The organism is Corynebacterium sp. KPL2895, from assembly GCF_040225815.1.
In the GTDB taxonomy this organism is placed as follows: Bacteria; Actinomycetota; Actinomycetes; order Mycobacteriales; family Mycobacteriaceae; genus Corynebacterium; species Corynebacterium rhinophilum.
The window spans coordinates 20,057-32,468 of sequence record NZ_JBEHFY010000018.1 but is presented as its reverse complement, the minus strand read 5'-3'; the positions used below and the strand labels follow the sequence as shown (position 1 = coordinate 32,468).

Below are 12,412 nucleotides of genomic sequence, written 5' to 3'. Positions count from 1 at the left end.
CGTTGCACAATGGGGTTATGGCAAAGCATGTAGGAAATAAAGTCGTTCTCATTGGCGCGGGTGACGTGGGAGTCGCTTACGCCTACGCACTGGTCAACCAGAGCATCGTCGACCACCTGGCCATCATCGACATCGATGAGCGGAAGCTGGAAGGCAATGTCATGGACCTCAACCACGGCGTAGTCTGGTCGCCACAGCGCACCCGCGTCACCAAGGGCACCTACGCGGATTGCGCGGACGCTGACATGGTCGTCATCTGTGCCGGCGCTGCCCAAAAGCCCAGTGAAACCCGCCTTGACCTGGTGGATAAGAACGTCAAGATCATGAACAGCATCGTCGCGGATGTCATTGCTAATGACTTCGACGGCATCTTCCTAGTCGCCTCCAACCCGGTCGATATCCTGACCTACGCGGTATGGAAGGCCTCCGGCTTTGACCACAAGCGGGTCATCGGCTCCGGTACGATTCTGGACTCCGCGCGCTTCCGCTACATGCTGGGTGAATTGGAAGGCGTGGCACCGAAGTCCGTACACGCTTACATCATTGGTGAGCACGGCGATTCTGAGCTACCGGCCGTCTCCACCGCGAATGTTGCCGGTGTGCCGCTTTCGCAGAAGCTGGAAAAGGATCCGGAATACGCCGAGCGCATTGAAAAGATCTTTGAAGAAACCCGCGACGCCGCCTACTCCATTATCGATGCAAAGGGCTCGACCTCCTACGGCATCGGCATGGGGCTTGCACGCATTACCGCCGCGATCATCCAGAACCAGGACGTGGCGCTTCCCGTCTCTGCTTACCTGCAGGGCGAGTACGGCGTGGAGGACCTCTACATCGGCACCGCGGCCATCGTGAACCGCACCGGCATCGTGCGCCCAGTAGAACTGCAGCTCAACGAGCACGAAAAGGAGCGCTTCGACGCTTCTGCAAAGACGCTCAATGACATCAAAGAAAAGTTCTTTGGCTAGTGCACATCGTCGCGCATAGGGGATATTCCGGAAAATACCCGGAGCTATCCCCCTTAGCTTTTGAAAAGGCCATGGAGCTTCCTATCCATGGCGTGGAGTGCGATGTGCGGTTAAGCCGCGACGGCAAGGTGGTAGTCCAGCACGATCCCACCTTGGAGCGAACGACGGGGCGCGCCGGGCGAGTTTCGGCGATGGACTGGCGGGAGCTGAGCGAGGTCGACATCGGCAAGGGGCAGCGCATGATGCTTCTCGATGACCTCTTGGCCATGCTGGAGGACAAGCCTCACCACCTTTATATTGAAACCAAGCACCCCTCTGGGCAAGGTAGCGCCTTGGAAAAGCGGGTCATGGAACGACTGCGCGCCGCCGGGCTTGATGAGGATCCGCGCCTTCACGTTATTTCCTTTTCCCATAAGGCCATCCGGCGCATGAAAATTTTGGCACCGCATATTGACCGCATTTACCTGCGCCGAGATTGGGAACGCCATTTCAATCGCTCGGATTTCATGTGGTCGCGGCCGAGCGCCCTGGGGGTTTCCCTGCTGCGCGCCAAGATGCAGGCGGCCATTATCGGTGCGCAGGGTTTGCCCACGTATATGTGGACCGTTGATAAGCCGGAGGACATGAAGTGGGCCTGGTCCAATGGCGTGGACATGCTTGCCACCAATCAGCCGGAGGTGGCCCTGCGCGCTATTGAGCTGTAGAAAGCAGGTATCTTGGAGGCATGGCCAAGAAGAAAAAGAAACAAGAAGACCTGCCTGAGGGCATGTCCCGCCGTCAGGCGAAGCTTGCTGCCCGCGCCAAAGAGCGCGCCGCCCTAGAAAAGGACCCACGCCCCTATAGCGGCCTTGCGGCGGAGGCTTCCCTCGTTGCCATGCAAGAGTTCGTGCCCTCCGCTTTTGCGAAGCTCGACGTGAAGGGCTGCGATAGGAACGTCTACGTCTCTACCGTCCTCCCGGGCGCCACCGCGGCGCTGATCCGCGATGAGGAATTCGGCGGCGATGCTTTTGTGGCACTGCAGGTGCAGTCCCACACTCATAACCCCGGCCGGGATCTGGCCTTCGCCCTGAACTGGGTAAAGAACAACGAGCCAGGCTCTACCTTGGAATCGACCGCGGCCGATGGTTCGCAGCCAGAGCTTAGTGAGCTTATCGATGCCGCAACCACCCTCGACATCGAAGTTCACCAGGACTTCAGCTGGTGGATTCCGGAAGGCGCGCAGGTCACCCCTGAGGTATCGCAGTCCATGCGCGCCGCCAATGACTCGGTCATCGAATCCCACCAGGTGGGCAAGGACATTACCGGTACCGCCTTTTGGGCCAATGCCGGCGGCGGCAAAGCGCACGTGCGCTGGGTGCGCCCGAACGACGATGAGGCCGCATTCCTCAACGCCCTGGCGCGAGTCGCCGCGCGCGGCGAGCTGAACCTGGGCGAGGACACCAAGTTCGCCGGAGTCTTCCGCACCCACGGACTCATCGCTCCCGTCTTTGACGTGCAGCCCGAGGTTGATTACTCTTCTTATGAGGACAAGCTCGCGGGCGTAGATAAGGCCTTGGAAGAAGAAATCTCCAATGACGCGCAATTGAACGCAGAAGAGCGCAAGCAGCTAGAAAACATCAAGTCCCGCCAGGTGACGTTGCGCTAAACGCACCACACCAAAGCGGCCCTTTACCTCAAAAAGATAAGGAGGAAAGGGCCGCTTTTGTGCGTCTTGCCGCTGTGGCTACCTCGGATTTAGTAGTACAAGGGGAAGTGGGTTTTTGTGTGGGGCTGATGTTTTTCCGGCGGTAGTAACCACGATCGGCCTCTTGCAGGTGAGCAAATTCCATGAGCGCAACCGGTCAGGAGGGGGTATGCATCGATAAGTAAAGTGTCCCAGTTTTCCCAGCCACTCAAACGGAACAAAAGCTGGGACACTTCAGTCTCCCTGTTGCATTATCTGCTTCGAGCTGTATATTTATGCGCGTATCTGAAGTCAATTTTTTGGGAGTACGATGTCGCGTTTGAAAACTCGTGCGGCCGCGTTTTGTCTGGCGCTCTCTTTGCCTACAACTTTAATGACTGTTGCACAGGCAGCACCATTGTCGAAGAGTGCTTTTATGGAAAGTCAAACGGAATACACTACGACCGGTCCCGCTCCAACGCAAGAGCAGATCGAGGAGATTCATGACTACCTCGGCTCCGAAGCGATTAAAGAATTTAATAGGGCGCAGGTAGACGCAAATAATGGGGAACGCGCTCTTCCGGTGATCGCTGGCGTAGCCATTTCAGCGGTTGCCTGGTGTGCGTCTGGTGCTTTATCCAGTATTCCGACTTCTCTTTTGGTGGACCTTGTGAATCGTGGGGAAGGTGGCGGCGACTATGTCAAAAACGCTATCTTTAGCTGTGCAGGTGGCACGATCGGTAAAGGTGCTTGGAGCTTAGTCCCCACAAGTGTGAAGCAGAAAATTATGAACGCTACAGTTAAGTTCTACTTGGACCACGTTCGCAAGAAATAAAAAGGACTACCGTATATGCATAGCTGGCCAATTTTTGTGCTATTCGTGCTAGGTTTTTCAATCTGTGCGGGGTTAGCAGCTATTCGCACGCCTGAGGAACCGGGACGATCACGTATCGCTGCTACTGTGGCGGTATTTTGGGCCATTCCAGCTCTTATTATTCTGGCACTAATAGTCAAGGACGGTTCCCAAGCCTCTTCAATCGGTGAGCTCATTGCTGTCACGGTTTATGCTTTTGCTGTATCTGTAATGGGATCTTTACTCATCGAGAGACGGAAGAAGTGAAGTGCCCCGGTTGCGTCCATTAGTGTGGTGTATCTGGAACCTGGCCGTAGCCTTCCCCGACTGCTTCGACAAATACCTATAATCCAACCCCACACACAAACAACTTGACACGCTCCTTCCTGACGGCAGGAGATCGGATTGTCAAAGACCTTCCGATCACGCAGCACTTCCCGCTTTCAAGTAGCGTTAAACGACTCTGCCAGGGCTTCTATCAGCACTAGTTCCTACCGCTGTCATGGACTGGCGCACACCCAACGACGAGCAATAGTTCCTAAAGGCCTGTGAGGTGTACACGCTGCCGTGATCGGAATGAAAAATGGCCTCATCAAGACTGCCACGCACACCGTGTGCGTGGGCTAGAGCATCGATGACCAATAAGACACGCATGTGGTCTGCGAGTGCATAACCTGCACGTTTGCGTGAATAGGTGTCAATGACTGTAGCCACATACATGTTCTTGCCTCCCCTGCACGGCAGGTAGGTAATATCGCGTACATACACACGGTTCGGCTCGTTGGCTGTGAATGTACGGCCTACTAAATCTGGCATGACACGGTGACCAGGTTTGCGCCTGGTGGTGATGCATCGACGCCGTTTTGTAAAGCCATTGAAGTCCCATGGCTTTTCATAACTCGTGCGACCTTCTTGTGGTTGACCGGGGCATACGCCGTGTCCTCGTTCAGGCTTGCGGCGATGCGTTTAACACCATAAAGCCCGTGCTCATCATCAAAAGTGGCCTTGATTTTTGCACCAATAAGGGCATCAGAATACATCTCTTATCCTGCGCTTTTTACGGGTTTGGACCCACTTATAAAACGAGGAACGATTCAGCTTTAACACATTACACATCCGCATAAGCCGAGTACTTGGTTCGGGGGTCATAGCCACACTGGAAGCAGAACTCCCGTGAGTTGCTTTAAGCAAAATACTTCGCGGCCTTGCGCAGGATGTCGCGTTCTTCGCGCAGTTTTGCGTTTTCTTTCTCTAGCTGGCGGATCCGTCTCACGAATCATTCGCCGCTTGGGCTTTATCATGCACGGCTTTAATGCGGGCACGTTTGCCGGTGCCGTACTTTTTGACCCAAGAATGCAGCGAAGCTCGGTTGATGCCGAGTTCGGCTAATGCTGAGTTCAGCGAGAGGCCCTCATTGTTCCTTATGGAGGGCCACGGCATCGCGTTTGAACTGTTCGGAATACCTGGACATGGTGGCAGATTACCAATCTTGCCAACCCGACTGGGCCGGATATCAGGTGTCCACCAAACAGGGGCCAGGTCCATAATATCTGACATCCACACCCGGTTGAGCTCACCGGTATCACACATGCGCTTGACCAGGTCATCAAAAGTAGATTTACGCTTGGCTTGGATCGTTGTCACGGGCACAAAAGCACGCGGTGACATCCCTTCAATGCCCCATCAGGCGCATCCGCTTGGCCACAGTCTTGCGATTCACACTGATCTGGTAGCGCTCGGCGAGTTCTGCGGTAATCCGCGGGGCACCATAGACCTCGTCGGAGTCTTTTTCAGATCTGGTGAATCTTGCTATCAACATCATCGTAAAAAGATGTCCGATCATCTTTACCGGATAAACGTTGCTGCTGCATATGGGCCCATGTGTAGTATCCAGACCGAGACACCTTCAAAAGGCGTGCCATGCGCTTGATACTGAAATTCGCCTCGCTCTGGCTGCATCAATTCGAACTTTTCTGATCGCGTTGCCTTAAAGCGAAGAAGGCTGTCGCTTGTGACAAAAACTCGTTATCCATCTTGGCTTCTGCCAGCTCACGACGCAGACGAGCATTCTCAGCACGAAGATCCGCTTGGCTTAGCCCATCAGAGGATCCTTAGGCGTTGACGCTCATTTTTCACCCACCGACCTAAAAGACCAGGTGTGACACCAATCTCCTTAGCCACATGAGCAATCGGGCGTTCTGACTCGATTACCAGGTTCGCGGCTTCACGTCGATACTCAGGTGTGTACTTCTGGCGTTGTTGACTCACAATGAACATCCTCTCTTACGGACACAAGATCCGCACCAATCGGGTGTCCACTAAACGAGGGTAACCTCATTGGCATCCGTGGTGGAAGTGCCTAGCTCATAATCAAGTTTCGCGATTTCAGGGTTAGCAAGAAGCTTCTTTTCAATCGCATCAATCTTGGCCTTATCAGCCGGATCTCGTCGTGCCACACTAGTCATACTGGCTTAACTCCTTATGTAGGTTGGGAACCTACACACAAACCATTAGATATTTTCGCACAATAAGTTGGCCAGCACGGGGACCTGAGCCCAGGATTCGGTATCTCAAGCTTTGGTGGAGCGTAGCCGCGTTCCACCGTGACACCCACATGAACGCCACGACTTCCGTCTGAAAATCGTCATCCCGCTTCTAGGTACGGATGAGTTCAGTCGCGTAGGAATGGTTAACGGATTTTTGCAGTAGGGCACTGCCACAAGTGTGCCTAGTTATTTCATGGAGTCCCAGAGTTGTTGAGCGCCTTCATCGTCCCAGAGCACGACATTGCCCACGACGGTGTCCTGGAACCCGCCGATGGGGACGGTTTCCGTATCCACGCCGGAGCCCATCGCGAGCGCCACGCGGGCCAGGTGCCATACGTGGTCGCCATCGCCCACGATGAAAGAGGAGGCGGTGTGGTTAATCAGGGAAATAGACCGGAAGGGGTTAATTAGCGTGGCCGGGGACGTGATCTTATCTAGGAGCGCCGCGAAGAACTCGCGCTGGCGCTGCACGCGGTCGAGATCGCCCATCGCGGTGGCGCGGGTGCGCACATAACCCAGCGCATCGCTGCCCTCTAGCTTCTGGCAGCCTTCCTGCAGATCGATGCCCGCCAGCGGGTCATTGATGGGCTCTGGCACGCAGATATCGACGCCGCCGACGGAATCGACCACATTGGCCAAACCACCCATGCCAATTTCGGCATAGTGGTCAATGTGCAGGCCAGTATTGCCCTCCACGGTTTGTGCTAGGAGCTTTGGTCCGCCGTAGGCAAAAGCGGCGTTGATCTTATCCATGCCGAAGCCGGGTACTTCCACGTAGCTATCGCGCGGAATGGAGACCAGTTGGGCTTGGCCGGAGCGCGGGATATGCAGGAGCATGATGGTATCGGTGCGTCCCTCGCCCACATCGCCACCGGTGCCGAGCGCTTGTTGCTCCTCTTCGGACAGGCCCTGGCGGGAATCGGATCCCACCAACAGCCAATTGGTGCCAGAGGTATTGGCCACCTGCTCATCCGGGAGGGCATCCACGCGGGTCAGGCGCGTATCGGCCCACAGCGCGAAGATAAGGCTGCACACCACGACGAAGAGGACAAAGATGCCGGCGCAGCCAAAGAATCGTTTGACTGGATTGGTCTTTTTCCGGCGACTGTGTGGCTTGGACTGGTGGCGGGGCGGTTGCTGCGCTTGCTGTGGCTGGTAGCGCTGTTGCAACTGCTGCGGCGATTGCGGCTGCGATCGTTGTGGTCGCCGTGGCGGCCGTTGCTGTGGCTGTTGTGGCCGCTGTGGTGGTTGCTGCGCGGAACGCTGCTGCTGGGCTCGGTACTGGCTGGGGTAGCGGGTAGGAGTTTCCTGGCGTGGGATGTGCTGCTGCGGCTCGGCACGATTCGTGCGCGGCCGGCGGCGAATGGGCCGACCGTAGCGGTCCTTGAGGGGACGGCCATCGGCCCCAAGGACGAACTCACTGGATGAGCTATCGCCAGCGCGGCGCGCCTCCCGATGCGGATCTCGTCCTGATTCAGTCATGCGCTATACCTTACAAGGCGCCGGCCAATTCCCCCGCTTTCTCCGCGAGCAAGCCACACTTAAAGTACAGAAAGGCCGAAGGAATAGCCGAGGAAAGCGATGGCATCGATAAGAAAGTGCGCGATGACAAGCGGCCACACGCGGCCGGTGCGGTGATAGTAGTAGCCGTAGATTATGCCCATGATGATATTGCCAAAGCCGGCCGATACCCCCTGGTACAGGTGGTATGAACCGCGCAGGATGGAACTTGCCGCCAAGGCGGCCGGCAGCGACCAGCGCGCCTGGCGCAGCCTGGTCATCAGCCACATGACCACCACGGTCTCTTCTGCAAAGGCATTGGCGGCGGCCTTGATAAGGGATACCGGGATTTCTAACCACGCATTGTCGAAGTCACCGGGGATGACTTCTTTGCTCCAGCCAAATTGCACCGCGGCGAAATACAAAACGAGGCCTGGGATGCCGATGAGCGCGGCGAGTCCCGCGCCGTGCAACCAATCAGAGGCGCGGTAGGCGGCCGGTTTAATGTGGTCTTGTGCCAGCAGGAAAAGTGCTAGCGCACCATAGGCAAAAAGGACCGCCGCCGAGCACAATTGCAGGCCCAAATCCACCCACGCCAGGCTGGATTGGCTGGAGTTGAGTGTGACGGATTGCTCATTGAGCGACTGCGGGGCGGCCAGTGAATTGATAAGCCGCAGCACTGCCCGGACCCCGGAAATACCAAAGGTCAGGGTCAGGACGATGAGTAGCTCGGCGCGGAGGTTCTTGGTCATGGGTGCAGGATGTGGGCGAGGCCTAAAAGTTGGGCATTGGAAAGCGTAATGCCTCCCACATGCACGCCGACGGGCGGGTGCGCAGGGATGGCCCAAGGAACGGAGATGGCGGGCAATTGGGCCATATTAAACAGCGAGGCCCACGGGGACCAGCGCGTTTGGGCGTCGAAATTCTCCGCGTGCGGAAGGGACAGGAAATGCCCCCGCGGCGGGGGATCCGCGGTGAGCATGGGCGTGATAATGGCATCGACCCGCCACTGCTGCGCCAAGAGCTCCGGGAGGTGGCGGACATGGCGCTGCGCGGCGCTTAGCTCGGCGGCGGATACGGTAGCACCTTGCTGGGCCACCCAAGCCGCGTAGCCCTCGGCCTGCGGCAGCCCCACAAACCGGGAGGTAAAGATCTCGCGGAAGTGCGCAAACGTGGCCCCTGCCTGCGGATACGGCGCAATGGGGACGACCTCGAACCCCGCGGTGCGCAGCCGATCTGCGGCCTCGCGCGCCGCCCGCAGGTGGTGGGCCTCCACCCGGGTCGTGGCAAAAAGCGGCTCCAGCAAGAGCCCAATGCGGGCGCGCGGGGTGATCATGCGGTGGCCGTGCAGGAGCGCATTATCGGCCACGGTGCGCGTAATAAACCCCTCCGTGCCGAGGCTGCTGCCCGCAGGCTTAAAGCCCACGACTCCGCAGGCCGCCGCGGGAACGCGAATGGAACCGCCGCCATCGCTGGCCTGGGCCGCGCGCACGAGGCCGCGGGCTACCTGGACGGCCGCGCCGCCAGAAGAACCGCCCGGGGTGCGGCCTCGATAAAGGGGATTATCGGGGTGGGGAAGATCCACAGGCTCCGTATCGACGCGCAAGCCCAACTCCGGGGTGGAGGACTTGCCAATGAACGTCGCGCCCTGCTTTTCCAATGTCGCGATGAACGGCTCGCTGACCGCGGGATAGTACGTGCGCTTGGCATTGCCCAAAGTGGTGGGCATGCCCGCGACATCGTTGAGATCCTTTGCAGATAGGACCCACCCGCGCAGCCGGCCGGTGCGGGCGGGGGTGCGCTGCAGATCCAGGTAGTTAAAACCGTGCTCTGCGGGGCCCATGCCCCGCACCTCTGCGCGGAGTCGTTCTATGGAAAAGTCCATGGCGCACCAGTCTAGTGGGCTAAGGTGACGGGCATGACTACAACCATCGCTTTCTTAGGCCCCGCCGGTACGTTCACGGAGGCCGCCGTGCACAAATTCGCCGCCGAGTGGGAAGCGCGCGGGGAGACCGTAGAGACCCTGCCGGTGGACTCGCCATCAGCGGCGGTGGCGGCCGTGCGCGCCGGGCAGGCCGATTATGCCTGCGTCGCCATAGAAAACTCCGTGGATGGTGCGGTGACGACGACCTTTGATGCACTGGTAGAAGGCGATCCCGTACAGATTTACCGCGAGGTAGATATCCCCGTTACCTTCAGCATCATGACAAGGCCGGGAACGAAAGACATCACGCGCCTGAGCACGCACCCTGTGGCCTTCCAACAAATCCGCGGCTGGGTAGCAGAGAACGCACCGGGCGTGGAATTCGTGCCGGCTAGTTCGAATGCGGCGGCGGCGCAGGCCGTAGCGCGCGGGGAGGTCGACGCTGCGGCGGCGCCAGCGCGGGCGGCCGAAATCTTCGGCCTAGAAACCAGGGCCAGCGGCGTGGCTGACGTGCAGGGCGCGGCCACCCGCTTCGTGTTGGTGGGCCTGCCGGGGCGCCCGACCGCGTGCACCGGCCAGGACCGCACCAGCGTCATTTTCACCCTGCCCAACCAGCCGGGAACCCTGGTGGGGGCCCTGCAAGATTTTGCCTACCGTGGGGTGGATCTCTCCCGGATTGAGTCACGGCCGACGCGCCAAACCTTTGGTAACTACCGCTTCTATGTGGACTTGATTGGGCATATTGATGACCAGCCGGTTGCTGAGGCCCTGCGCGCGGTGTGGTTGCGGGCGGAGGAACTGCGCTTTTTGGGCTCCTGGCCCACCGCGACGCCCGCCGGCCACCCACCGCGGGACCTGGCAGAGGCGGATGCCTGGGTGGCGAGGGCGCGCAGGGGTCAATAATCTGGACGCATGACTGGAAGAATCATCCTGCTGCGCCATGGCCAAACCCATTCCAACGTCTCCCGGCTGCTTGATACCCGGCCGCCGGGCGCGGAGCTTACGGATCTGGGGCGCAACCAGGCCACGAAGGTGGGCCGGGAGCTAGCGGGTTTTGTGGGCGAGCGCGAGGTCGAATTCAAGTGCTCGATTGCGCTGCGGGCGCAGCAGACCGCCACCTTGGCGGCGCGCGCTTTTGAACAGGAGCGGGGCCTGCCACGCTTTTCCATTCCCATCGATGTCATCCCGAATGTGCAGGAGATTTTCGCCGGCGATTGGGAGCTCGATGCCAGCGAGGCCGCCCACCGCAGCCACGATACGGCCATGCGCGGCTGGTGCTATGGCGATAGCCAGGCCGCCATGGAAGGCGGCGAGCGGCTCCAGGACGTGCTTTCGCGTTTCCAGCCCGCGTTGGAAGAGATCGCGGCGCAGCTTGCCGATGACCGCGATGTCATCCTCGTCAGCCACGGCGCCGCCATCCGGGTAGTAACCAAGCACGCCACCGGCGCGGATGCGGACTTTGCCTATACCGGCTATATGCCCAATTGCCGCTTTACCGTGATGGAGCCGCGTGGCAAGAAATTCGGCGAATGGACGCTTACCCGCTGGGCCGATATCGATCTCTAACCCCAGCCCAGCTGGTGCAGTTCGTGTTCTTCCATGCCAAAGTAATGGCCTAGCTCGTGGAAGACCGTGACCTTGACCTGCTCGGCCAAGTCCTCTTCTGACGTTGCCCACCGCTGCAGAGTGTTGCGGTAGATGAAGATCGCATCGGGCAAATACCCGGTGTGGTCAAAGGTGCGCTGGGGCAGGGCCACGCCCTCATAGAGCCCCAGCAAGGTGGGATCATCGGGGTTTTCCTCTTCCACCATGATCACTAGGTTGCGCATCTTGCGCACGAATTCATCGGGCACCTGATCGAGGGCGTCATTGACCATCTCCTCGAAGCGCTCTTCCGAAACGGAATACATTTACGGTGCCGGCTTATTATCGCGAATCGGGTTGCGCTCTGGGCGCTCCTCCGGCGGGTTGCCATCGATGGATAGCGCTTGGCGGCCACCGGTGGCGGTGCCAGTGATGGAGGAAAAGCCGCCATCATCGCGGGCGTGGACGAGCGAGCAGTTCACGGACTTGGTACCGCCATTCCAGGACTCTTCAGACACGGTTCCCCAGAACGGCTGCAACGTGGATTGGTAGAGCTGCTCCTCCCCACCCAGGTAGTCCTCGGCGGCGGCCGTGCAGGTATCCGAGAGGAATTTATCCATCTCCTTGCCATCCGGGTACGCGTCGGGGAATTTCTTGCCCAAGTCGATGACGGATACTGTCTCCAACTGGTGTGGCTGGCCGCAGTCCACGACGCGCGGTACCTGCTGATCATCGATGGCCAAGCACTCGCCCGGCTTAGCCAGATTGGCCTGCTCGGAGGCCTCGACATTGCCGGTGGTCAACTGTGGTACGCCGTGATCATCGGTGGTTTGTAGGCCACACAGCAGGGTGCGGTCACCGTTATTCCACGCGGATTCCGGCGGCAGGATGGAGGCAATATCGTATTTGCCGTGCGGATCCCACTTGCTGTGCAGGTAGCTCACCGTGGCGGATTCACAGAGCTCATCGCGCAGCTGGTGCTGGCGGGTAAGCGCGGGCCGCGAGGCATCCGGGCCGAATTCACTGGTGGGGTAGACGCTGAGATCCTCCACTGTGGAGACCTCGAAGCGGTGTTGCTCGGAGCATTCCACCTCCTTGAAGGAAGCGGCAGAACCATCCTCGTTGATATCCCACGTCACGCAGGATCCGGCGGAAGCGGAGGTAAAAGGCTCCGTTTTGGAATCGGAAGATCCCGAGCCATCCGCACCGCGCTCAGAGGACTGCTCAGAAGAGGCCGTATTATCGGCCCCGTTGGAGCCGTGGTTGCTGGCAATGCCGTAGATGCCCATGAAAACGGCCGCCGCGATTGCTGAGATCAAGGCAATCTGGACGGCCACAGCGGAGCGCCACGCAGGTGATTTCTTCATAAGGCCCATT

General features: G+C 58.8%; 16 protein-coding genes and 1 pseudogene. 6 read left to right on the top strand and 11 right to left on the bottom strand.

What is annotated here, in order from left to right:
* Positions 1-17 precede the first annotated feature (17 nt).
* The 4 genes from ABRP95_RS08805 (at position 18) to ABRP95_RS08790 (ending at position 3,463) form a co-directional block, all read left to right on the top strand.
* A complete protein-coding gene (locus tag ABRP95_RS08805) occupies positions 18-965 on the top strand; it encodes an L-lactate dehydrogenase (protein ID WP_284771233.1) in 948 nt (315 codons plus the stop codon).
* Positions 965-1,669 (top strand): glycerophosphodiester phosphodiesterase family protein, encoded by a 705-nt coding sequence (locus ABRP95_RS08800; RefSeq protein ID WP_284783621.1) that lies wholly within the window; start codon positions 965-967, stop codon positions 1,667-1,669. The genes ABRP95_RS08805 and ABRP95_RS08800 overlap by 1 nt, the downstream gene beginning before the upstream one ends.
* A 20-nt stretch (positions 1,670-1,689) precedes the next feature.
* Positions 1,690-2,610 carry a DUF5926 family protein gene (locus ABRP95_RS08795; protein WP_005279695.1) on the top strand — a complete coding sequence of 307 codons (921 nt, stop codon included), beginning with the start codon at positions 1,690-1,692 and terminating at the stop codon, positions 2,608-2,610.
* Positions 2,611-2,959: 349 nt separating this feature from the next.
* Positions 2,960-3,463, top strand: coding sequence for a hypothetical protein (locus ABRP95_RS08790; RefSeq protein WP_284771231.1), 504 nt, complete (start codon positions 2,960-2,962; stop codon positions 3,461-3,463).
* A 471-nt stretch (positions 3,464-3,934) separates the two neighbouring features.
* Here the strand turns inward: ABRP95_RS08790 and ABRP95_RS08785 are convergent, their stop codons facing one another.
* The 9 genes and pseudogenes from ABRP95_RS08785 to ABRP95_RS08745 all read right to left on the bottom strand — a co-directional run bounded on the left by ABRP95_RS08785 (position 3,935) and on the right by ABRP95_RS08745 (position 9,412).
* The gene (locus ABRP95_RS08785) at positions 3,935-4,297 is read right to left on the bottom strand and encodes a DDE-type integrase/transposase/recombinase (RefSeq protein ID WP_349838651.1); all 363 of its coding nucleotides are present in this window, start codon (positions 4,295-4,297) and stop codon (positions 3,935-3,937) included.
* Positions 4,285-4,521, bottom strand: coding sequence for a helix-turn-helix domain-containing protein (locus tag ABRP95_RS08780; RefSeq protein ID WP_284785694.1), 237 nt, complete (start codon positions 4,519-4,521; stop codon positions 4,285-4,287). Before ABRP95_RS08780 ends, ABRP95_RS08785 begins: the two co-directional genes overlap by 13 nt.
* A gap of 229 nt (positions 4,522-4,750) precedes the next feature.
* On the bottom strand, positions 4,751-5,125 hold the full coding sequence (locus ABRP95_RS08775; protein WP_284771178.1) for a hypothetical protein: 375 nt from the start codon (positions 5,123-5,125) through the stop codon (positions 4,751-4,753).
* Positions 5,126-5,153: 28 nt separating this feature from the next.
* Positions 5,154-5,324 carry a helix-turn-helix domain-containing protein gene (locus tag ABRP95_RS08770; RefSeq protein WP_284783606.1) on the bottom strand — a complete coding sequence of 57 codons (171 nt, stop codon included), beginning with the start codon at positions 5,322-5,324 and terminating at the stop codon, positions 5,154-5,156.
* Positions 5,325-5,581: 257 nt separating this feature from the next.
* Positions 5,582-5,758, bottom strand: coding sequence for a transposase (locus ABRP95_RS08765; protein ID WP_349839245.1), 177 nt, complete (start codon positions 5,756-5,758; stop codon positions 5,582-5,584).
* Between the two features lie 53 nt (positions 5,759-5,811).
* Positions 5,812-5,946 (bottom strand): annotated as a pseudogene (locus ABRP95_RS08760) (IS256 family transposase); the annotation flags it as partial.
* A 267-nt stretch (positions 5,947-6,213) separates the two neighbouring features.
* On the bottom strand, positions 6,214-7,509 hold the full coding sequence (locus tag ABRP95_RS08755; RefSeq protein WP_349839244.1) for an LCP family protein: 1,296 nt from the start codon (positions 7,507-7,509) through the stop codon (positions 6,214-6,216).
* 59 nt (positions 7,510-7,568) lie between these two features.
* Positions 7,569-8,279 (bottom strand): CPBP family intramembrane glutamic endopeptidase, encoded by a 711-nt coding sequence (locus tag ABRP95_RS08750; RefSeq protein ID WP_349839243.1) that lies wholly within the window; start codon positions 8,277-8,279, stop codon positions 7,569-7,571.
* Positions 8,276-9,412 (bottom strand): amidase, encoded by a 1,137-nt coding sequence (locus ABRP95_RS08745; RefSeq protein WP_349839242.1) that lies wholly within the window; start codon positions 9,410-9,412, stop codon positions 8,276-8,278. Before ABRP95_RS08745 ends, ABRP95_RS08750 begins: the two co-directional genes overlap by 4 nt.
* 33 nt (positions 9,413-9,445) lie before the next feature.
* On the opposite strand from ABRP95_RS08745, the gene pheA reads away from it, so the two are divergent.
* Entirely contained in the window at positions 9,446-10,354 is a 909-nt protein-coding gene (gene pheA / locus ABRP95_RS08740; protein WP_349839241.1) for a prephenate dehydratase, read from the top strand.
* Positions 10,355-10,363: 9 nt separating this feature from the next.
* Positions 10,364-11,017 carry a histidine phosphatase family protein gene (locus tag ABRP95_RS08735; protein ID WP_349839240.1) on the top strand — a complete coding sequence of 218 codons (654 nt, stop codon included), beginning with the start codon at positions 10,364-10,366 and terminating at the stop codon, positions 11,015-11,017.
* Here the strand turns inward: ABRP95_RS08735 and ABRP95_RS08730 are convergent.
* Complete coding sequence (locus tag ABRP95_RS08730; protein ID WP_349839239.1) at positions 11,014-11,361, bottom strand: metallopeptidase family protein; 348 nt, start codon at positions 11,359-11,361, stop codon at positions 11,014-11,016. The two genes, ABRP95_RS08735 and ABRP95_RS08730, sit on opposite strands and share 4 nt — an antisense overlap.
* Positions 11,362-12,411 (bottom strand): septum formation family protein, encoded by a 1,050-nt coding sequence (locus ABRP95_RS08725; RefSeq protein WP_349839238.1) that lies wholly within the window; start codon positions 12,409-12,411, stop codon positions 11,362-11,364.
* Position 12,412 lies beyond the last annotated feature (1 nt).